Raw genomic sequence first — 22,749 nt, forward strand, 5'->3', positions numbered from 1 at the left:
TTGATAAATATCCTGTTCCTCCAGGGCCTTTTACTTTTACTGGAATTGACCTGTCTGTCGTGGTGCCGTCTCCAAGCTGGCCATATGTATTATACCCCCATGAAACTACCGTGCCGTCTGATTTTAGAGCCATAGAATGAGTTCCCTTGGAAAAAATAGCAACAACACTCGACAGATAACCGCCTCCTGCTACTTCCGCATCCGTTGTCACACTACTGTTTGCCCATTCCGAATCGGTGTATCCACTTGCCGTAGCTTTTACTCTCCAATAGTATGTTGTATCATCATCAAGACCACTGAACGATTGAGATGTTTCTGAAGGAGTTTGGGATTGAACTAAATTACTGTAAGTGTCGTTTGAATGAACTTCCACGGTATAGCCATCAGCGTTTGCGACACTATTCCAGTTTGCAGTAAATCCGCTTGTAGTTATACTTGTATTTGAAAGGCTTTGAGGAGTAGATAATTGTTCTTGAACAACCTCTTCGCTTGTTATATATATACTGTATTTAAACGTATCACTATTATAATCGGTTAAGGTTGAAGGGAAACTGCCATATGTAACTGCTTTCGTTCTTCCAATTGACTCTGATACGGTATCATAAGCAATATGAGTATTTGAGACATCTCCCATAGAAACAATAAGGTAGTTTGTTGATGCTAAAAAAGAAGGGGCACTTAAAAAATTAAGAGTAATCCAGTTTTCAGTATCAGGTTCCCAATTACTTAAATATTCGCCCGTTGCTCCATTGGTTAAAAAATTATAGTCACTATCGTAAACACCACTTCTTATTTTAAAATTCCCCGACTTATCTCTTCTAATATGGGTATGTACACTTATTCCCGTCTGAGCCGAACTCGGAGATTGAAAAAAACTTCCCATAATTGATCCTCCAATATTTCTATCTGAAGATCCCTTACTCGTAAATCCAAAAGTAGGATCCACTTTTACAGGATATATCGCATTGTCTAAAAACTCTTGAGAAACCTTTACACTTAAAATTTCTCTTTCTTCGTCTATATTTAATTCTCCCCAAACCTCTTTTCCTAAAGCATCAACTATTTTTGGCCTATATATGTGAAACGCCTTTCCAATTCCATATATTTCCGCTTCTTCTTTGCTTCTTGTTTTTTCATGGTCCTTATGATAAACAGCATAAGAACCAATAATATCTTCCGGCCTATGAAATCCTTCCTCTGTCTCTTCTTTAGTTAATTCTCCTTGATACCAGAAGAGAAGATTTTCTGATTCTATTTTATACTCAAATAAATTTGTACTGGGTTTTTCTCTTAAGACAAGCTCTATTTCAAATTTCTCGACATCTTCCATTCTTTGTTTTTGAACCAAATCTTTTCTTTCGGAATACTTAATCCATTCTTTAGAATCTAACTCTTCCTTTAAAGAATTTACAATTTCTGTCTCTTCAATGGTAAGCGAATCTTTCAGCAGTTCTAAATCTGTTTTTTCCGCAATTTTTTCAACTATCTTTTCTCCAAATGAATAATCTATGTTTTTATTAATACTCCTTAAGCCATCAAGAGAAACAATAACTTCAAATGCTTTCAAATAATCTCTTGTCGCTTTTAAAAATCTGTCGTCTTTTAGAGGAGAATCAAGATAAAAAGCAAAATGAATATAGTCGCCGTCAACGGATTTTCTACCAACTATCTTCGGCTTTATGCCGTCAAGATAGTACATTGTATTTGAAAAACTTTTGACATTGTCAATACCATAATCCTTGAGCACTTCATCGTAAGCGTCCGTTACAATATCCATGTACTTTTCTGGATCTTTTGATATTTCCTTATTATATAGAGTAATACTGATAATTCCTTCCTTATTTACAAAAACAACGGGACTTCCGTCTCCTTTTTCCATGGTTGCGTATCTTCCAATCGGAAGATCCACATCTTCAAAACGCAAATCTCTTTCTGTTTCGCGAGTTCCATAAAATTGATAGCCATCTTCATTTGAAGTATATAATGTTATTGTCGGAGAATAATCGTCTTTATGCTGAAATATTTCGTAATAGGCATTCATGCTATATAAATCAATAGCGCCAAAATTAAAATATCGTAAAACTTTCTCGTTTTCAGAAGCAAGAGTTTTAGAAGTACCAATTAATTTTCTAAAAAAACCAAATATATTCGGCTCTACTAAATTATCTTTTTTTTCAGAATTACCAACTCTATAAAAATGCACTTCTTTATTGCCGTTTTTTGCTTTTATTATTTCTTCTTCTTTAGAAATCTCAAAAATCCCTTCTTCTCCTGCATATTCAATATAAAAACTGGCATCTCCTTTCCACTTATTTATCTTGGCATAAGGATTTCCCGAATCTTTCCCTATTCCTATTTCAATATCATCTTCTCCAGGTATGCTTATTGTAATTATTTCTTTCTGATTTAAGAAAAATAATCCAATTAAAATAACAAGGAGAGAAAAAAGGGCAATTATTGTAAATATTATTTTTTTAGAAAAAAATTTCATATTTTTTAAATATTATTCAACTACATCTTTCACTTGAACAGGAGTGCATCTTGATGTCGTAGTTCCGTCTCCAAGTTCTCCAAAAGAATTGCCTCCCCAGGCATAAACAGTTCCGTCTGATTTTAGAGCAAGGGAATGATAAAGTCCTCCCATAATACTTTCAATATCGGTCAAATAACCGACACCACCTACTCCTTTTACTTGGACTGGAGTAGGCGGCCAATTAGTTGTTGTTCCGTTTCCCTGTTGGCAAAAAGTATTATTCCCCCAAGCAAAAACAGTTCCGTCTGATTTTAGAGCGAGAGAATGGTAGCTTCCAGCTGCAATTTCTATAACATCAGTTAGATAGCCAACTCCTCCGACTCCTTTTACCTGGATGGGAGTAAGACGACTATTATTTGATCCGTCTCCAAGCTGACCGTAGTCACCGCCTCCCCAGGCATAAACGGTTCCGTCTGATTTTAGAGCGAGAGAATGGTAGCTTCCAGCTGCAATTTTTGTAATACCGGTCAAATAACCAACGCCAGCTAATCCTTTTACTTGGACTGGAGTATATTTATCAGAAGAATCACCGTTTCCCGATGCAGAACCAGATCCCCAGGCATAAACGGTTCCGTCTGATTTTAGGGCAAGAGAATGAAGATCTCCTGCTGCAATTTCCTCAATATTTGCTAAATAGCCAACTCCTCCGACTCCTTTGACTTGGACGGGAATATATTTGCTTACAGTAGTACCGTCTCCAAGTATACCGCGAATATTTCTTCCCCAGGCATAAACGGTTCCGTCTGATTTTAGGGCAAGAGAATGAGTTTGTCCTCCAGCAATCTTTATGGCAGTTCCCTCCGTTTTAGTACATTGCTCTTCTTCCTCCTCCTCTTCCTCTTCCTCCTCTTCTCCGGGAATTTCCTCTCCGCATCCAACCGTAGCGCTTATACATCCTCCATTTGCAATACTTGCTCTTTTATCGTCCATAATGCAAAAATACTTTCCGCTTCTATGAAGACGAGCCGAAACGCAATAATTATCTCCGTCTGCAAAACAGGCAACAGTTCCTCCTTGTTTTTCTATATCTTCCTGGATAACATCAAGTCCTCTCTCATTTGATAAAGATGTTCCGCTAGAACAAAGAGCGTTATAGGTTCCGTAGTTTGAGTGTATCATTTCGGCAACCGAATCAACCTGGGCTATCCCCAAAGAAATTCTTGAATCTCTCCCTGAATCTTTTGAAGAAGAAAGATATCCGGCAACAGTCGAAGCCAAAACACCCAAGAAAAAAACCACAAGCAAAACTTCTACCAGAGTAAATCCTTTTTTCTTAAAGTTTTTTCCAAATATTTTTATCATACTGCAATTTTCCTTTTTTTAATTCTACGTTTTATTATACCAAAAAGTATAGAACAAGGAAATACAAGAAAGCTATTTTATTCTTGTTTTTCAAAAAAGAACAAAATTTTATAATAAACTTCTCCAAGATGCTCCTTTGTCGCAAGATCGGATTTTTTCAAATTTTCAGGAGATGGAAAAATATCAAACATATTATACTCCCCTTTTCTTTTAAAATCCGTTGGAGAAGGAATGGGAGAAAGTCCGACTCTCTGAAATTCTTTAACCGCCCTGTTCATATGATAGGCAGAAGTAACAAGAAAAAAGGGTTCATCGTTTATTATTTCTTTTACGTTCCTTACGTTTTCCCAAGTATTTTTTGAACTTCCTTCTATGGTTATTTTTTCAGACGGGACTCCTCTGGAAATAAAAAAATTCCTAACCGCAAAGGCCTCTTCGCTCTTTGGATTTAAAGGATCCGTTCCGGAAATAATAATACCGGCTCTATGATTTAAAGTATGGCTTATGCGCAAGACCTCGCTTCCTCTTAAAATATCACTCTCTCTTCCTCCTAAGAGAAGCACTACTTTATTTGCCTTATCCATTTCTTCTTCTTTCAAGAAAGAATATTCTTTTTCAAGAGGATTAAGAAGAAAATCAGAAACAGGAGAAACGGAAAAAGCATAGTAAAAAAGAAAAGAGAGAATAATAAAAGCTCTTCCTGTTTTTTTCTTTTTCAAAAAGAGAAAAAAGGCCCCGAATAGAAAAAACAAGGCCGCAAGAACGCTGGGTAAAAGAAACAATTGCGATATATTTTTAATAGTCAGCATTTGAATTAAAAAGAGGGCTAAAATCCCAATTAGGATTTATTCTTTTGGCTTCTTCCACTTTTTCAATTGCAAGTTCTCTATTTTTTAAAACATCTTTAATAATCCTTATCGAATAAAAATGGGATTCCATGATTCCCGGCTCAAGTTCAATGGCTTTTTGGGTAAGCAAAAGCGCCTCTTCCGGATTGCCTTCTTTTACCTTTGCTTCCGCTAAAAACCAATACGCTGTTTGTTTTTTTGGAGAAATCTCAATTGCTTTTTCCAGAACCTCTTTTGCTCTGCCTACATAAACCATTGCCTCGTCTAAAATTTCTTCTGTTACATTTCTCTCGTTTATGGCTATAAAAATATTGACATATTGAAGGTAAAGGCGTCCCAAAGAAATATGGCTGTTATAGTCAAATGGAGAACGCAAAATTTCATCTTCAAGCTCGTTTATAAAAAAGATTATCTCGTTTAGAGCGCCACTGCTTTTTCCCGTATAAGCAATAATTCTTGATGCCATCTGCTTTCTTATATGATCTCTTCCTAAAGGAGAGATATATATTGCTTCTTTTGCAAGTTCAATTCTCTTTTCAGATCCCACTTCGCTTCTAAAGGATTCTATTATTAAAGTGCTCGCTTTATAAGGCCTTATTACAAAATAATTAAGGTAAAAAAGAAAAAGCAAAAAAATAAGAAATATTATAATGACGCTTGGATCTTTTACTTTTTCAAAAGAATATTCTTCTTTTTTTGAAAGCCCGGAAATAAAGGCGAGAATAAGAAAAAGCATAATTAAACTGCTAACAACGTCAAAAACAGTAAGGCCTTGGACAAAATATGCGGCAAAAAGAGAAGTAAATATTCCCGCTTCAATAAAACCGGTTTCCTTTTTAAAATATTTTCTCCACAGGAAAAATAGAACAGAACCAAAAAGGAAGAAATAAAAAACAGAGCCGATTATGCCAAAAGAAACAAGATTGTCATGCCAGAAATTATGGGCCCTGTCATAAAGAGTGTCAGCTCCGCATCTTTCTGTTCCAAGGCAAGGGTTATAATGCTTTGAAAAAGCAAGAGGAAAATTCTCCAGCCCCCATCCAAAAATCGGCTTATCTAAAAATCCCTTTAAGGAAATTTCCCAGACAATCGTTCTTCCTCCTATTGTTCCAAGATTTGATTTTGAAAGAAAGCTTTGAGCCGTCTCGCTTTTAGGGTTAAGGACTATTAAAAATCCTGCTATGGAAAAAAGAAAAGCAATTAAAATAATAATTCCTGATAAAATTCTTAAAAATCCTTTTTTTTCAAAAAGCAAAAACAGAAGATAAAATAAAATGATTCCGGAAACAAAAGAAATAAGGGCAGCTCTTCCTCCAGGATTAAATATAAGAGAAAAAGAAATTATTGCAAAAAAAATACCTCCCAAAATTCTGTAGTAATCTTTATTTTTCAAAAAGAGATACAATGCTATAAAAGCATTAAAAAGAAGATAAGTTCCCATAAAGGAAGTATTTCCGGTAGTCGCTCCCCCGCTAAAGCTTACTGTTTCAATTCCAACAAATCTGTCATACATTGCAATAATTCCCAAAACAGAAGCGATAAAAGCGCTTGAAGAAAAAACAACTTTCCATTCCCAGTTTCTGAAAATAGAAGTCGCAGCGAGGAAAAAACCAAACAAATGAAGATGCATTAAAAAACCGGTCATTCTCTCATGATTTGACCAAAAACTGTTTTGAAAATCTTCTCCCAAAAATGAATTTAAAAAAAGAACCCCGATAAAAAGAGAAAGAGAAAAAAGAATTATATTTTTTGAAGGAAGAAAATTTCTGTTATGAATCGCAAGAACAAGCCAGGAGAAAAAAGCAATCTGGGAAAAAAACATAAAGTAAATGCTCTTTGGCCCTATAAAAGGGAAAAACATGTCTTTTGAAATAACAAGAGGAGCAATAAGAGAAAGCAGAACGGCAATAAAAGCAACGTTTCTGAAAATAAAAGTCAAATTATCTTCATTATTTATTTTGTAACTCATTTTTTTATTATATCAATTTTAAAAGCAAAGACAATATAAATTGTTTATTAATTAAGATTTAAAAAATCTTCCATAAGAATTTTTATCTTTTCTTTTTGAGCGCCTTCTTTCATCTTATCTAAAAACAAAGAAAGCTTTTCTTTATCTACTGCATCTTCCTGATTTGCTTTGAATATTTTTCTGTTTTTTGTGGCAACAGTCCCCTCTTTTTCGGTTAATATTTCTTCAAAAAGCTTTTCGCCGGGAGACGCTTTTGTAAAAACAATCGCAATATCCTTATCAGGTTCAAATCCGGAAAGGCGTATCATTTCTTTTGCCAGGTCGTAAATTTTAACCGGCTCTCCCATATCAAGAACAAAAACCTCTCCGCCTTCTCCCATTTGGGCCGCCTGGATTACGAGAGCAACCGCTTCTTCCGTAGCCATAAAATATCTTTTCATATCAGGATGAGTAACCTCAACCGGACCTCCTCTTTTAATCTGCTCTTTAAACAAGGGAATAACGCTTCCTCTGCTGCCCAAGACATTTCCAAAACGGACGGAAATAAACTTTGTATTGCCGTTTAGCATTCTGCATATTATTTCCCCGAATCTTTTTGTCATTCCCATTACCGAAGTAGGATTGACCGCCTTGTCAGTTGAAATCATAATGAATTTTTCAACATTGTTTTTGGCCGCGGCTTCTGCAATAATTTTGGTTCCGAAAATATTATTTTTAATTGCTTCTTCGGGATATTCCTCCATAAGCCCGACATGTTTGTAGGCGGCAGCATGAAAAACTATTTCCGGCTTAAACTCTTCAAAAATGCTTTCAATTTTTTCTTTGTCCTTTACGTCTCCGACAATGCATTTCTTTTCAAATCCGGAGAATTTTTCAAGTTCTTTTGAAACATTAAAAATGCCCGTTTCATCCTGGTCTAAAACTAAAAGCAAAGAAGGATTAAGTCTTGCAATCTGACAGACAAGCTCAAAGCCGATAGATCCCGCTCCTCCGGTAATAAAAACCCTCCTGTTTTTTATAAACTTTTCAATATTTTCCAGGTCAAGAGATATAATGTCTCTTTTAAGAAGGTCCTCCATATCAACCTCCTTCAGATTTCCAACCGATATCTCTCCTTTCATTATTTCCTCTATCGGAGGAACTATTTTAATCTTTTTTATGCCCGACATTCTTCCCAGCTCAACCGCTCTTTTTATCGCAAATGTTTTATCAAAAGAAAGAGCGACAATCATTTCTTCAATTGCTTCCTTTTTTACAATTTTTGGAATATCTTCCATTTTTCCAAAAACCTTCAATCCATGAATAAGAATTCCTTGTTTTGCGACACTATCATCAACAAAACCGACAGGGTTATAAAAACTTTCCTTGTTTTGTATTATGCCGCGCAAAAGCTGCTCTCCCGCTTCTCCCGCTCCGACAATAAGAGTTTTTCTTTTTACTCCTCGGTTTTTTTTGAAGGTCTCAAGATAAAATCTCTTGCTAAAGCGAACAGCTCCGCAAAAGATAAAGATAAGAAGGTAGGAAATTACAAGGGTTGAACGGGGAAAGCCCTCAAAAGTTTGGAGAATAAATATGGAAAATCCGGTAAAAAAGAATCCCAAAAAGGTAGCCTTCAAAAGAGCTTTCAGTTCCATAGAGCTTACAAAAGTCCAAGAAAAAGAATAGAGCTTAAAGAGATAAAAAAGAGGCAGACAAAAAAGAAGAGAAAGAATAACAACTTCTCCTATCATCCCTCCTTCTATATATTCATAAGGAACATTTCCTTCAAAACGAAGAAAAAAGGCGAAAAAAACAGAAAAAGAGATCAAAATAAAATCAAAAAAAAGAAAAAAGAGAGTTCTTGTAAATGGGGTTTTTTTAATCATTCTTTTTATAAAATTCCTTTATTTTTTCTATTGTATATTTTACTTCTTCGTTTTTAAGTTCCGGATACATCGGCAAAGAAAGAACCTCTCCGCAAGCCCTTTCGGTTTCAGGAAGCTCTTTGCTCTCTCCCTTTAAAGAAACAAGGCGAGGAAAAGGAAAACCTTCGCTGAATTTTTTATCCGTAAAAACGGGCTCTCTGTAAGTTGGAGAAGGCCAAGAAACAAGAGTTTCAACTCCTTGCTCTTCTAAGTATTTCTTTAATTCTTCCCTTCTCTCTGCCCGAATTACGTAATTTGTATAAACATCAAAGAAACGATTATCGCCAAAAAAAGGAACTTTAATTTCAGAGACATTAGAAAGCCCCTTATCATACATTTTGGCAATCTCTCTTCTTCTCTTTAGCCATTCTGGAAAATATTTGAATTTAACATTAAGCAGAGCCGCCTGAAGATTATCCATTAAAAGATTATGGCTGTGGTAATAAAAATGCCTTTTTCCCCTGTCTTCTCCATTGTATCTCATAAGACGAACCTTTTCCATAACTTCAGTGTCGTTTGTCGTTAAAATACCGTTGTTTCCCCATCCGCCAAGCCCTTTTGCAAAATACAAGCTAAAACAGCCAGCAAGGCCGAAAGATCCGGCCATTTTAACCTCTCCGTTTTTCATTGTAAATTTGCCCCCGAGGGACTGGGCCGCATCTTCTACAATAGGCAATCCTTTCCTCTTGCTAATATCCTCAATAACTTCCATATCGCAAAGACGCCCGTTTAAATGAACCGGCAAAATCACTTTCGTCTTTGGAGTTATGGCCTTCTCTATTATTCTTTTATCAATGTTAAAATCCTCTCCAATATCAACAAGAACAGGATTTGCAGAAAGTAAATAGGAAGTAGAAATACTGGCGATAAAAGTATGAGCAACTGTAATAACTTCGTCTTTTTCTTTTACTCCCGCTGCCCTCAATCCCAAGTAAATAGCTGATGTTCCGGAATTAACCCCAATTGCATATTTTACTTTGACAAAATTTGCAATTTTGTTTTCAAATTCCTCAAGGTCTTTTCTCATAACAACATCGCCCTTTGAAAGAACGCTGTCAAAAGAGTTTATAAACTCGTCTCTGTGGTCTTGGTATTGTTTCTGAGGATTTGCAAAACGAACCTTGATTTTCATATGCAATATATTTTTAAATTTTAATATTTTTAGCCCAATTATTTAACCGCTTAAATCCTTCTTTTATTTCTTCTTTTGAACAAGCGAATGAAAAACGGATATGCTTTTCACAGGTTGGCCCGAAAGCGGCTCCCGGAATGACAACCACCTTCGCTTCTTTCAAAATCTTCAAAGCAAGGTTAAAAGAATCAATCTTTGGAATCTTATACTTTACAAGGATATAATATGCTCCTTTTGGCTTTTGATATTGAAATATGAAATCAAGCTTATCTAATTCTTTGCACATTAAATCCCTGTTTTCTGATAATTTATCCTTGAAAAAAGAAATCGAATCTTTAGAAGAAGAAAGGGCGAAAATTGCCGCTTTTTGGGATATAGCCGGAGCGCAAATTGCAAGGGCGTCATGAACTTTTAACATATGGTCAATAATCCCCTGGTCTGAAAAAGCATATCCCACTCTATATCCGGTCATTGCATATTTTTTTGAAAAACTGCCGCAAAGAATTATTCTATCTTTAATTTTTGAAACTGATGCCAAGGAAATATGTTTTGTATTGTCGTAAACTAAAAAATCATATGTCTCGTCTGTTATAATAATAAGATCGTGCTTTATTGCGATATTTGCTAAATCCTCTATTTCTTTTTTACCAAGAACAGATCCTGTCGGATTTGAAGGATTTGAAAAAATAATGGCTTTTGTTTTTTTGCTTATTTTCTTTTCTATTTTTTCTTTTTCAATCTTCCATCCTTTATTTTCATTCAAAGGGAAAAAAACAGGCACTCCGCCAAACTGTAATACTTGTTCTATATGGGATGCAAATCCGGGAGAAGGAATAAGAATTTCGTCTCCGTTATCAATTACGGTAGCAATGGCGCAGGCCATTGCTTCCTGGCATCCGACAGTTACCATTACTTCTTTTTTTGGCAGAATATTCTTTATTCCTTTTTCCTTTTGAAGATTCTTTGCGATTAACTCCCTAAGCTCTGTTATCCCCGGTTCAAGAGTATATTTGGCGGTATTAAGATCATCTAGTGATTTTTTAATTCCTTCTTTTATATAGGAAGGGGTATCAAAATAGGGAATCCCCTGGCCGAAAGAAATAACGTTTTCTCCCGTTTCCTCTTTGAAATTATCAGCCAAAATAGACATCTCTTTTATCGGAGAAATAACAATTCTTTGGGCTCTTTTTGATATGTTTTTTGTCCTGAATTTATGTCCGGAGGCGCCTATTGCCGATCTTTGTTTCATAATCTTATATAGCAAGGAGAATTTTCCCTGTATGTTTTTAAAATAACTTTTTCAACCTCTTTGTTATTTTCCGGAGCATGCCATTTTAATCCTATATTCTTACAAAAATCAACATCTTCCCTGTCATGCAGAAGATTATGGCTGAATCCCAAAAACTTGTATTTTTCACTCCCCTTCACTCCAATAATCTTTACGTTTGCACTGTGCTTTATAACCGCATTTCTTACCATTTCGCTTGGCCTGAATAAAACAAAATTTATCATGCTGTAAATATATACTTTAAAACCGGAAAGAGCCAAGGCCGAAGCGATAATCATTGAGCTTTGTTCTGTAACTCCCAAATTTAAAACTTTAAATTTATTCTTTGGATTATCCAGATAATTAAAACCGACATCGCAGATAATGACAATAATATTAGGGTCTTTTTCTGAAAGCTTATTCAACGTTTCAATAAAAACCCTTCTTGTATCCTCTTTTTTAACTATTTTAGCCATTTTTTTTTAATTCTTTTAGAGCTTTTTCGTATTCTTCTTTTTCAGGAGCGCGATAATGCCACTGGTTGTCGTTTTCCATAAATGAAACTCCTTTGCCTTTTGTTGTTTTAGCAATGACAACAGTCGGCTTCCCTTTTTTAAAAGAAGAAAGAGATTTTTCTATTTCTTTAAAATCATGGCCGTCTATTTCTTTAACTTCAAAATTAAAGGCCTTCCATTTTTCTTTCAGCGGTTCAATGTTTAAAACATCTTTAACTTTTCCCATCGCCTGCAATTTATTGCAATCAATAACAATAACAAGGTTATCTAATTTTTGGAAAGACGCAATAAGGGCAGATTCCCAGGTGGTTCCGCACTGCATTTCTCCCTCTGACATTAAGACAAAAACCCTTCCTTTTTCTTTTTTTATTTTCTTTGCAAGAGCAAAACCTGTTCCAAAGGGAAGCCCGAATCCCATTGAACCGCCACTTGCCTCTATCCCTCTTACGTTTGGTTCCACTAAACCTATATATTGACTGTCCTCTTTGCAGTATTTTTCTAAATCTTCTTTAGAAATAATTCCTTTTTGGGCTAAGAAATAATAAATTGAAGCGGCAACCCATCCTTTTGAAACAACCACTTTGTCTCTATCTTTTTTCATCTCTTTATCTACCTTGGCCATATCGTAAATAACAGTAAGAAGGTCTATCGCCGAAAAATTGGAACCTATATGGCTTGTTTGGGCATCATAGATCATTTCAAGAACCTTGATGCGGGCCTTTCTTGATTCTTTTTCGTATTTTTTTATTTTATTTTCTGCCATATTTATTGAAAAATTTTCAAAATCGTCTTTAGTATTATTTTAATATCTATCCAAAAATTTCTTTCTTTTACATATTTTATCTGAAGACGAATCTTTTTCGGCCTTATCTTTTCCAAATAATCCCTTTCAGGATCCATGCTTCCGCTTAGAACCTTCCACTCTGAAAAATTCCACAAAGAAGCATAATCGGTTATTCCCGGCTTTACGGAGAGAATAACATTTTTTTCCTCTTCTGTCATCATATCAACGTACATTTTAACTTCCGGCCTTGGCCCGACAAAACTCATATCCCCTTTTAATATATTGATAAGCTGGGGCAATTCGTCAATCTGGAATCTCTTAAGAAACTTTCCAGTTTTTGTAAGCCGAATATCGTCTCCCGGAGTGGAAGGCCCGCCTATTTTATCGGCATTATTAACCATTGTTCTGAACTTATACATTCTAAAGGGCACTCCCCCTTTCCCTATTCTCTTTGCAATGTAAAAAATAGGACCAGAAGAATCCTTTTTTATTAAAAAAACCGCTAAAATCCAAATCGGAAAAGTTATAACAATCCCAAACAGGGAAAATATGATATCAAATATGCGTTTTGTCATTTTTTCGGATTTTTAAACACGAAGACGATTTTAAAAGAATATTTTTTTAAAAAAGGGAAAAGAGAAATAAAAAAAGAATCCATTTTTTGAAGAATTTCCAAAATATTCTTTCCTGTTTTAAAATTTAAAAAAGGAAAAGCAATCCATGAAAAAAGATGGAAAAAATAAGCATTATGAAGAGTAAACCGTTCTTTTGTTTTTTTAAAGTCATTTATTTTGAATATATGCTTTTCCGCCCACTTTGTCCTCTTCCCGGCAATTCTTTTTAGTTTTCTTTTTAAATTAAGAATAGGATTATGTCCAAGTGTTTCTATTCCAACAAGTGTACCGTCTTTTTTTAAAACCCTTATTATTTCCTCAAGAGCTTTGTCAAAATCAAGAGAAGAAAAAGTTCCTCCGTCAAAAACAATATCAAAACTGTTATCCGGGAAATCCAACTTCTCGCAGTCCATTTTAATAAATTTTGCCTTTTTTGCTATTTTTCTTGCAATATTTAAAGAATTATCGGAAAGATCAATGCCTATTACCTCTCCATAGTCCTGAAGCCAAAAAGTATGTATTCCGTTTCCGCATCCAAAATCAAGAATTCTTTTTCCTTTGAAATTTTTAATGAAAAAATCTTTAAGAAATCTGTAACTTCCAAGAGAAAATGAATCAAAGCCTTCAAAGTCCCTTTCCCTTAACTCTTGATTTGTATTTTTATTATAATATTCAATTTCTTTTATTTTTCTTTCTTCCATTAAATTAAATGTTATTTTTAAACCACAAAACTGTTTTTTCCAATCCTTTGTCTAAATCAAAAGAAATACCAAAACCAATTTCTTTTTTCGCTTTTGAAATATCAAGGCAGGATCTTTTCTGTTCTCCCTCTTTTTGCAAAACATATTTTGGCCCTTTTTTAAATTCTGTAAGATTTTTTATCTTTCTGAAAATTTCATTTACCGACGTTTCTTTTTGAGAACCGACATTAAACACTCCTGAAACATTCTTTTTTGAAAAAGCAACAAGAGCAGAAACAATATCGTCAACGTGAATAAAATCCCTCGTTTGCTTTCCGTTTCCAAATATAAGGGGCTGTTTTTTTAAAATCATTGAATTTGAAAAAATAGCAATAACTCCCGCTTCCCCTTTGGCATTTTGCCTTTGTCCGTAAACATTTGAAAAGCGCAAAGAGACAGAAGGAATTTTGAAAACTTTTTCATAATAATAGAGATATTTTTCAGCTGAAAGCTTTGCAATCCCGTACGGAGAGAGAGGTTTCTCTATAAAATTTTCTGAAGAAGGAAAAGGGCCATCTTCTCCGTAAATCGCTCCTCCGGTAGAAGCAAATACAATTTTCTTAACATTGTTTTTTTTGCAATTTTCAAAAATATTCAAAGATCCCAAAATATTTGCTTTTGCGTCACTTATCGGGTCATCTATTGATTTTCTAAGATTTATCTTTGCCGCAAGATGAAAAACAATTTCCGGCTTTTCTTTCTTAAAAATTTCTTCAATCTTTGAAGAGCAAATATCGATTTTATAAAACTTTGCTTTCGGATTAAGATTTTCTTTTTTTCCAGATGATAGGTTGTCAATTACAACAACCTTATTTCCTTTTTCGATTAATCTATCAACCAAATTACTTCCTATAAAACCGGCTCCGCCGGTAACAAGAATTCTTTTATTTTTCATATTCTTTTAAAAATCTTTCTTTGCTCCAATTTTTAATTATTTTCTTTTTTGTTTCTTGAATCCCCTCTTTAATACTGCTTTCATTAAAGTTTCCATCCAAGAGAAAATTTAACTTTTTCTTCAAATCTTCTTTGTCTTTATAAAGAAAAGAATTGAAATTATCTTTTAAAAGCTCTCTGCTGTAAACCGTATCTTTTGCAAGTATTATTTTAGAAAGCATCAAATAATTTATCATTTTCATTGCCGCCCCTTTAAGGCGAGGCAAAACGGCAAATAATGAGTTCTTTATCAAGTAATTTGTTTTTTGAAGCGGCAGTTTTCCTAATATTAAAACTCTGTCTTTAAGATTTTTTTGCTCAATCTGATTTTTTATTTCTTTACTCAAGCTACCGACCAAAACCAGCTTTACATCTGTCTTTATTTCCATAAATCCTTCCAGAAACTCTGATATCCCTTGAACTTTTCTAAAGTTTCCTGCATAGATAATATACTTATTGCTTGGAAGATTGCAAGGATAATCCTCCAAGCTGATTTTATCATAAAAAAGGAATTTTTTCTTCTTTTTGAAAATTTCATCTTTTGAATATTTTTCCCAATTAAGGATTACAAGGTCCATTCTTTTTACAATCAGCTTTTCAAAAAAAAGAGCAAATGGAATAATTATTGATCTTTCATTGTTCTGATAAAGGTTGTCTTCAATTCTATTATGAAGATTATAGACCATCTTTTTATTCGGAAAGAAAAAAGAAAGAACATATCCTATAAAGGCCCCCTCAAAGTCCTCGCAATGAATTATATCATGCTTCTTTTTTAAAATTAATCTGAAAGATTTGATAAAAAGGAAAAAATCAAGAATAATTTTGGAAAAAGAAGGTTTTCCGACTTGAAGAACAGGACTATAAAAAGAAAAAGTTCTGTGAATGTTTGTATTCTGAAGCGTAAAATCACTGCCCATATTATACATTACAATATCCAAAAAATATTTTTCCGAAAGAATTTCAGAGACCCCATAGGACCTCAAAGAAGATCCTTTTTCAAGGTACAAGGGAGAAGGAACAATCATTAATATTCTTTTTTTAGCCATGTTATAAAGGATATCTTTCAAGTATCAGCTTATCATAAAATACCTTTCTTAAAAATTCAAAAGAAAAAATTAAAAACCAGAAAAAGAAAGCAAATCCAACATAAATATGAAGGATACCGAAAATAACAGAAAGAACAAAAAAGGGAAAATTAATTCCAAGCCAGAACATTGGAATAAAATCGGATAAAAATTTAAAAAAACTCTTTATTTTGTAAAAAATACTATTGGAAGGTATTTTTTTTAATTCTTTCATTTCTTTCCCATCTTTATTTTCCCCTCTATGTTTATAAAGACTTGCCCTGTCTCTTGCATGAAACATTAAAAGTTCTAAAAGAGGAACAGACAAGGCAAGATAAGAAAAGATTATATGGCTTTTCCCTTGAGAGTAGCTTTCAAAAAGAATAAAGGAAATGGCGCTCCAAAGGATTATTTTTGCAACCATATCTGCTATTTCATCAAGATATCTTCCCCATGCTGATGTTTTATCAAGAGCTCTTGCCACATTGCCGTCAACACTATCGAAAACCCTGCCAAGAAAAATTAAAGTAATTCCTAAAATAAAATAACGGTTTAGAAAGAAAAACACTCCTGTTATTTCCAAAATAAAACGGAAAAAAGTAATTACATTAGGATTAAAGTCAAAATAAACAAAAGGAACGGCAAAAAACCTTCCCAAAAATCGCTCAACATATTTTCGCCATATATTGGTTTTTGTTTTTTTAAAATTATTTTGAACGGATATAAATGATGATAAAAAAGTCATTATTTAAAATAATTTTTAAAGAGAGTATTTTTTAAGAATCAACCTGTCATAAAACATCTTTCTTGAAATTTCATAAAAAAAGAAAAGGAACTGGAAAAAAACTGCAAAAATAACATAAAAGTGGAAATTGCCAAAAATAGCGGACAATACAAGAAAAGGAATACAAATACTAAGCCAGAACATTGAAATAAAATCATACGAAGACCTGAAAAAATACAAAACTTTATACTTATTATTAACAGAAGATTTGGAAAAAAAACGAGAAACTTTTTCTTTATTGCTCTTTCTTCCTTCTCGGATATAAAGACTTGCCCTGTCTCTTGCATGAAACATTAAAAGTTCTAAAAGAGGAATAAACAAAGCAAGATAAGAAAAGATTATATGGCTTTTCCCTTGAGAGTAGCTTTCAAAAAGAATAAAGGAAATGGCGCTCCAAAGGATTATTTTTGCAACCATATCTGCTATTTCATCAAGATATCTTCCCCATGCTGATGTTTTATCAAGAGCTCTTGCCACATTGCCGTCAACTTGGTCAAAAACCCTGCCAAGAAAAATTAAAGTAATTCCTAAAATAAAATAATTGAACAAAAAAAGAATAGCCCCTGTTATTTCCAAAATAAAACGGAAAAAAATTATAATACGAGGATTAAAGTCAAAATAAACAAAAGGAACGGCAAAAATATCCCCAAGGGGACGCATTACGTATTTAGACCACAAATTGCATTTTGTCTTTTTTGCGGTTCTGCGAATCTTTTCTAAAGATAAGGAAAGCGTCATTTATATAATTTTCATTATGGAATTAATTGCCCTATTTTTAAATCCCACTCTTTGGGATAAAACTTCTCAAGACCGGCTCCCGGATGAAGCGTTATTTCTCCGAATATCGGCTTTTTAGCATCATAAAGGTCAATTCTTAAAAAGGGCTCTCCCTGTGACAACTTTTCAGCTATTTCAATCATTTTTGAAAAACAGGCCGGTTTTTTTACTTTTTTATCATACAAAAACCTGCGCAATCTGACATTTAAAAGATTAAAGTCGCGGTCAAACAAAAGACGGGAATGATTTGAAAAACGATTGAAATCAATTTGGAAGATTTTAACTTTTCCGTTAAAGCAAAAAAATTTGTAATCTAAGGGAACATTGTCGTTTTCTTCTTTTCCTTCTAAATATTCCTCAACAAGAATAGAAGGGTTAATCCACCTGTATTGCCATTCACCTCTGTATAAAGAATGGTCTATATCAAGCCATCTTTTAACTTCTTTATTTGCTTTTTCCCAATCAAAATTATCTTTATCTTTAACAAAAATAATCTGACTTGAGGCATGGTTTGATTTTATAACAAATTTTTTAGGAAGCTTTTCTTTTTCAATATCTCTTAGATTTTTTCCCGTCCAGTAAACTTTAGTTAAAAAATCTTCTCCAATTTTGTCTGCCACATAATTTCTAACAGCAATTTTATCTGCGAAAATAATATGCCTTTTTTTTCTGTAAAAAAGCTTATTTCTTTGGATTTTTTCATTAAAGGTCTTTGGGAAAAAAATATTCGGAAAACATTTAAATTGTTTTTTGTATTTTCGCATAATGCTTATAAAATCAAACGGCCACAAAAAAGCATCTATTAATATCTTTCCTGCCGATATTTTTCCTAGTTTACTCTTTTTTAAAGAAATAATCGCAAATCTTAAAAAATCAAAAACAAAAGAACTTCCAGTTTCCAATATTTCTTTTGTCTTTAAGGGATTTGAAAAAAAAGCCCTAATAAGGAGAAAAAAAGCCAGATTTTTATTGTAACTGAATGCTCTTTTTGACCATCTAAGGTTGCTATTAAAGAATATCGCCCTTTTCTTTGATTTTGACAATCCTTTTATTTCTTTGATTACCGCCTTTCGAGCTTCAATGGCAAATTTCGCTTTTTTTTTAATGGGAAGCGAACTCCATATCCCTCCTTTATGAAGGCGGTAAACCGCCATAATTTCGTTTGAAAAATATATTTTTCCGTTTTCTGCGGTAAATACAAGCAAGGGCCAATCTCCTTGAATTAAGAAAGAGGAAACTCTCTCTACTTTTTTAAATGGAATCATACTTCTTCTTATCATTACAGAACACGCAAAAAGATAATTCCTTTCCAAAATATCAAAAATATTTCCTATTTCTTTTTCTTCTTTCGAAAATTTAGAAAATAAATGTTGTTTTTCTTCATCAATATACTCAATTCTATGAGCGGCAATCGCAATTGAATCGTCTTTTTCCATTACATCAGCTTGTTTTTGCAGTTTATAAGGAGAGGTCCAATAGTCGTCTCCTTCGCATATTGCAATATATTTTCCCCTTGCTCTTCTCATACACCGAGTCGTGTTTGCCTTTTCTTTAACATTATAATCTGCAGTTATTACACGGATTTTTTGAGGATATTTTTTAGCATAATCAAAAACTATTTCACGGGTTTTATCGGTACTAAAATCCTCCCCTATTATTATTTCAAAAGGAAAATTCACTTTCTGCATCAAAACACCTTCAATACATTTTTTTATGTAAGATCCGTGCTGATACGTAATTATATGGACCGTAACAAGCGGCTTTGGAATAGATTCAAGGACACGATTTGGCAATTCATAGGAATCTTTTACTCCTTTCTCTATTCTGCCGTTGTCAATTTTCATTTTCCTTCTTCTTTGCCACTTTCCTTAAAAACTGGAAAATATCCGGCTCCTTAACAATAATTTTAAATATGTTTTCTATAAAATCCCCTCCGGCATACCCTATCACAACGGCAAAACTTAAAGGAAGAGTTTCCATTCCAAGAAAAGATACCCCTAAATCTTTAGTAATCCAGGCACAGATAAGCCCGATTAGCCCTGAACCACTTAAAGTAATACCTAAATAAAGAGGGTTTAGCTTAACATCTTTATAGGATTGACTGTATTTTATAATTCCAACTCCCCCTCTTATTATTCCTCCTAAAAAACCCGCTAAGAAAAATAAATACATTTGTTTTTTAAAACGCCTTTTTTTCTTTTTCAAAAGGCCCTTCTTTAATTAATTTAAAAACTCCCCATAATGAGCCGATACCATACCCAAAATGGCGAATTGCAAAAACCAAAATCATTATCGAAAAATATTTCAAATCTTTTTCTCTGACCGCTATCTTAAGAGAAAAAAAAGATGAAAACAAAAGATAAGAAACAATTGTAAATTGGAATAAAAAGGTAAAAAAAACAAAATCAAGCAAATGAAAAATAAAAGAAACAGAAAGGATTAAGATGAAAATAAGAGGAATGTAATGCCTGAATTTCAAGGGAATTTTGACAAATTTCAAGGGGTAAATCGCCCAAAAACCGTCTTTAAAATTATGCTTGAAAAAATCTATTAAATTATCTTTGGGATAATAATAAGCAATTATATCGGGAGAAAGAAGAATTTTCCCTCCTGCTCTTTTTAGGCGCATATTAAATTCCATATCCTGGCTGCGGATAAGATTCTCGTTAAATAATCCTATTTTATTAAAAACCTCTTTTTTATAGCAGCCGCCAAAAACAGTATCAACAAATTTCGGCTTGGTTGCTCCTGTTCTGAAAGCGGAATTCCCCGCTCCAAAAAAAGAAGAAAGGGAAAAAGCAATAGCTTTGGCAATCAAGGTATCTTTTTTGGGAATCGTTTTTAATATTCCTCCGACATTATCAGCTTTATATTCTTCTAAATATTTAAGACACTTTAAGATATAATCTTTATCATATTTTGTATGCGAACCGGCAATAGTTATTATGTCCCCCTTTGAATTTTTAATTCCCAAATTTAAAGCAAAAGGAGTAAATTTATTTTTATTGTCAATTAACTTTATAAAAGGATATTTTTCAGAATATTCCCTTGCAATTTCTCTTGTTTTGTCAGTTGACATTCCGTCAATTACCAAAATCTCCATTTTATCTTTGGGATAATTCTGCTTTAAAAAAGAATCAAGACATTTTGAAATAAATTTCTCTTCGTTTCTGCAAGGAATTATTATTGAAACAAATGATTGGGACATTTTTAAAAAATTAAAATTTATTTAATATATTTGCAAATTTTTTAACCATTTCCAGTTCGTTGTATTTTTCAATCTTCTTTAAGTTTCCATTATAGCTTACTTTGCCATTTTTTAAATATTCAAAATAATGCAGTTTAAGGGCTTCTTTTATTTCTTCAATATCCAAAGCATCTATGCCTGCTTTTGTCTCTTCAAGCAAATCTGAAATAACATCTTTTGATCCTCCTGTAGTTAAAATAGGCCTTTTAGAGGCAAAATATTCAAATATTTTCCCCGCGCAAATTCCTTTTTCTTTAGGGTCTTCCCATTTTAACAAAAGTAAAACCTGTGATTCTTTTTGTTTCTGAACTGATGTTTCAATGTCTACAGTTCCATATTGCCTAACAATATCAGAAAGACCGTTTTCAATGATCATTTCTTCAATCCATTCTGTTTTTGGGCCGAAAAATCTTACTTTCACATTATACGGGTTAATAACTTTTTTATCAATCAAATCTCTTAACGCTAAAAACAATTTTAAAGGAGTTCTCTTTTCTTTATAAAAAGTTCCAGTATAAGTAATTGTAAATTCATTTGTCAACTTAGAGGAGTTTGAATTAAAAGTTTTAATGTCAAATCCGCTGGGAATTGCATAAATTTCTTTTTTCTTATGCAACTTAGAAAGTTTTTCTGCCAAGGGCTTTGAAACTGTGATTAAAGCATCTGCAAAAAAAAGCGTTTTTATTTCCATTCTTTTATCAGCCAATTTTCTTAATGTTCCATGGCTATAATTGCAATTCTGCGACCATAAATCGGGAAAATCGGCAATCCAAGGAACATTGTATTTTACTTTCAGCTTTTTAGCAATAAAGTGGCTACTAATAGGATAAATGCTGATTATAGCGTCTATTTTTTCTTTTTTAAAAAGTAATTTCGCTTCTCTAAAAGCAGGATATTTAAAGTATTTATTTTTATCAGGGTAAGTTACAATTTCGCTGGCATATTTTAAAATTTTTTTCTTAATATATCTAAGCACTGCTTTTAAAAAAAGATGTATCCTTTTGATTTTAGAATCTTCTTTTTTATTAAAATCAATTTTCGGACCAATAAAGCATGCTTCTTTATAATCTACTTCTATGTATCTGACTTTAAAATCCGGTTTTTGAGAAATAGACCCGGTTAAAATAACAGGACTCCACCCGAACTCTTTTAAACATTTAGCAAGAGAAGTTATCCGACGGCTTCCTTTCCTATAGGGCCAAAAATTTCCTATAATCAAAACTTTTTTCATAATTGGCCGAATTTTTTAAGAATAGCTTTTACAATTCTTTTTGACGCCTTTCCGTCCCAGTAATTTATTTTCTTCTTCTTTTTTCCGTTTCCTTTTAAAATATTACCTATTTCATAGAGAATTTTTTCTTTTTTTATCCCTACAACAGTATTGGTTCCAACTTCTTCTGTTATTGGTCTTTCAGTATTTTTTCTGAGAGTTAAACAGGGAATATTTAAAAAAGATGATTCTTCCTGCACTCCCCCGGAATCGGTCATTACAAAACTAGCAAACATAATTAAATTTAGCATTTTTAAATAACTTACGGGAGGCAAAACAATCAAATTTTCCATTTTTTCAATTTTTAAACTAGGGAAAAAGTTTTTTATTGTCTTTTTTGTTCCGGGATGAACGGGCCAAACAACTTTTATTGATTTTTGGACTTCTTCTATAATGGCTATAAATTCTTTTAATAACTTTTTATTATAAATTGCTTCAGCTCTGTGAAAAGTCAAAAGGCAGTATTCTTTTTCCTTTAAATCCAAATTTTTAACGAAATTCTCTTTTTCTATCCTTTTCTTTTGTTTTATAAGAGTATCTATTATTGTGTTTCCCACATAATAAATATTCTTTTTTAAAATCCCTTCCGAAAGAAGATTTTTAATCCCGCTTGGCTCGGTAACGAATAAAATATCGGAAACATGGTCTGTAAGGCGCCTGTTTATTTCTTCCTGCATCATTTTATCAAAAGAGCGAAGACCTGATTCTATGTGAGCAATGGGAATATGTAATTTTACGGCCGCAAGAGCCCCTGATAATGTTGAATTCACATCACCAATTACAACAACCAAGTTTGGCTTTTCTTTAAGAATAATCGGCTCCAACCTTCTCATCATAGTTGCCGTTTGTAAAACGTTGCTTTTTGAGCCTACTTTTAAATTATAGTCAGGCAAGGGAATCTTTAATTCATCAAAAAAGATTTTTGACATCTCATGGTCATAATGCTGTCCAGTATGCACTAAAACCAACTTTATACTATTGTATTTTCCTATTTCTTCAATCAAGGATGCAATTTTTATAAAATTAGGACGAGCACCCGCTATCAACAATAATTTAAATTTTGATT

Annotated in this window: 20 protein-coding genes; all 20 read right to left on the minus strand. The window is 33.2% G+C overall.

Annotated elements, in window-relative coordinates:
• Positions 1-2,491, minus strand: a 2,491-nt coding sequence (locus PHH50_03165; protein ID MDD3729285.1) for a hypothetical protein, incomplete at its 3' end; no start/stop codon positions are given.
• Between the two features lie 12 nt (positions 2,492-2,503).
• Positions 2,504-3,835, minus strand: a complete 1,332-nt coding sequence (locus PHH50_03170) for a prepilin-type N-terminal cleavage/methylation domain-containing protein (protein ID MDD3729286.1) — start codon at positions 3,833-3,835, stop codon at positions 2,504-2,506.
• A 77-nt stretch (positions 3,836-3,912) separates the two neighbouring features.
• Entirely contained in the window at positions 3,913-4,617 is a 705-nt protein-coding gene (locus PHH50_03175; protein MDD3729287.1) for a YdcF family protein, read from the minus strand.
• Between the two features lie 13 nt (positions 4,618-4,630).
• On the minus strand, positions 4,631-6,652 hold the full coding sequence (locus tag PHH50_03180) for an O-antigen ligase family protein (protein MDD3729288.1): 2,022 nt from the start codon (positions 6,650-6,652) through the stop codon (positions 4,631-4,633).
• A 47-nt stretch (positions 6,653-6,699) separates the two neighbouring features.
• Positions 6,700-8,517: a nucleoside-diphosphate sugar epimerase/dehydratase gene (locus PHH50_03185; protein MDD3729289.1), complete on the minus strand. Its 1,818-nt coding sequence runs from the start codon at positions 8,515-8,517 to the stop codon at positions 6,700-6,702.
• A complete protein-coding gene (locus PHH50_03190; GenBank protein ID MDD3729290.1) occupies positions 8,510-9,688 on the minus strand; it encodes a DegT/DnrJ/EryC1/StrS family aminotransferase in 1,179 nt (392 codons plus the stop codon). Before PHH50_03190 ends, PHH50_03185 begins: the two co-directional genes overlap by 8 nt.
• Positions 9,689-9,701: 13 nt before the next feature.
• A complete protein-coding gene (locus tag PHH50_03195; protein ID MDD3729291.1) occupies positions 9,702-10,937 on the minus strand; it encodes a pyridoxal phosphate-dependent aminotransferase in 1,236 nt (411 codons plus the stop codon).
• Positions 10,934-11,431, minus strand: a complete 498-nt coding sequence (locus tag PHH50_03200) for a hypothetical protein (GenBank protein MDD3729292.1) — start codon at positions 11,429-11,431, stop codon at positions 10,934-10,936. Before PHH50_03200 ends, PHH50_03195 begins: the two co-directional genes overlap by 4 nt.
• The gene (locus PHH50_03205) at positions 11,424-12,233 is read right to left on the minus strand and encodes a transketolase (protein MDD3729293.1); all 810 of its coding nucleotides are present in this window, start codon (positions 12,231-12,233) and stop codon (positions 11,424-11,426) included. Before PHH50_03205 ends, PHH50_03200 begins: the two co-directional genes overlap by 8 nt.
• A gap of 2 nt (positions 12,234-12,235) precedes the next feature.
• Positions 12,236-12,829 (minus strand): sugar transferase, encoded by a 594-nt coding sequence (locus PHH50_03210; protein ID MDD3729294.1) that lies wholly within the window; start codon positions 12,827-12,829, stop codon positions 12,236-12,238.
• Positions 12,826-13,569: a class I SAM-dependent methyltransferase gene (locus PHH50_03215; protein ID MDD3729295.1), complete on the minus strand. Its 744-nt coding sequence runs from the start codon at positions 13,567-13,569 to the stop codon at positions 12,826-12,828. Before PHH50_03215 ends, PHH50_03210 begins: the two co-directional genes overlap by 4 nt.
• Positions 13,570-13,573: 4 nt before the next feature.
• Positions 13,574-14,503, minus strand: coding sequence for an NAD-dependent epimerase/dehydratase family protein (locus PHH50_03220; protein MDD3729296.1), 930 nt, complete (start codon positions 14,501-14,503; stop codon positions 13,574-13,576).
• Entirely contained in the window at positions 14,493-15,587 is a 1,095-nt protein-coding gene (locus tag PHH50_03225) for a glycosyltransferase (GenBank protein ID MDD3729297.1), read from the minus strand. Before PHH50_03225 ends, PHH50_03220 begins: the two co-directional genes overlap by 11 nt.
• A 1-nt stretch (position 15,588) precedes the next feature.
• Entirely contained in the window at positions 15,589-16,350 is a 762-nt protein-coding gene (locus PHH50_03230; GenBank protein MDD3729298.1) for a CDP-alcohol phosphatidyltransferase family protein, read from the minus strand.
• A 15-nt stretch (positions 16,351-16,365) separates the two neighbouring features.
• The gene (locus tag PHH50_03235; GenBank protein MDD3729299.1) at positions 16,366-17,127 is read right to left on the minus strand and encodes a CDP-alcohol phosphatidyltransferase family protein; all 762 of its coding nucleotides are present in this window, start codon (positions 17,125-17,127) and stop codon (positions 16,366-16,368) included.
• Positions 17,128-17,141: 14 nt separating this feature from the next.
• Entirely contained in the window at positions 17,142-19,010 is a 1,869-nt protein-coding gene (locus PHH50_03240; protein MDD3729300.1) for an ATP-grasp fold amidoligase family protein, read from the minus strand.
• The gene (locus PHH50_03245) at positions 19,000-19,338 is read right to left on the minus strand and encodes a hypothetical protein (protein MDD3729301.1); all 339 of its coding nucleotides are present in this window, start codon (positions 19,336-19,338) and stop codon (positions 19,000-19,002) included. The genes PHH50_03240 and PHH50_03245 overlap by 11 nt, the downstream gene beginning before the upstream one ends.
• 7 nt (positions 19,339-19,345) lie before the next feature.
• Positions 19,346-20,374 (minus strand): glycosyltransferase family 2 protein, encoded by a 1,029-nt coding sequence (locus PHH50_03250; protein MDD3729302.1) that lies wholly within the window; start codon positions 20,372-20,374, stop codon positions 19,346-19,348.
• Between the two features lie 10 nt (positions 20,375-20,384).
• Entirely contained in the window at positions 20,385-21,644 is a 1,260-nt protein-coding gene (locus PHH50_03255; protein MDD3729303.1) for a glycosyltransferase, read from the minus strand.
• Positions 21,641-22,749 (minus strand): UDP-N-acetylglucosamine 2-epimerase (non-hydrolyzing) (gene wecB, locus PHH50_03260; GenBank protein MDD3729304.1); only part of this gene is annotated, 1,109 nt, incomplete at its 5' end. The genes wecB and PHH50_03255, both read right to left, overlap by 4 nt.

Source organism: Candidatus Paceibacterota bacterium, assembly GCA_028697015.1.
Classification (GTDB): domain Bacteria; phylum Patescibacteriota; class Minisyncoccia; order Minisyncoccales; family GWA2-38-27; genus JAQVFW01.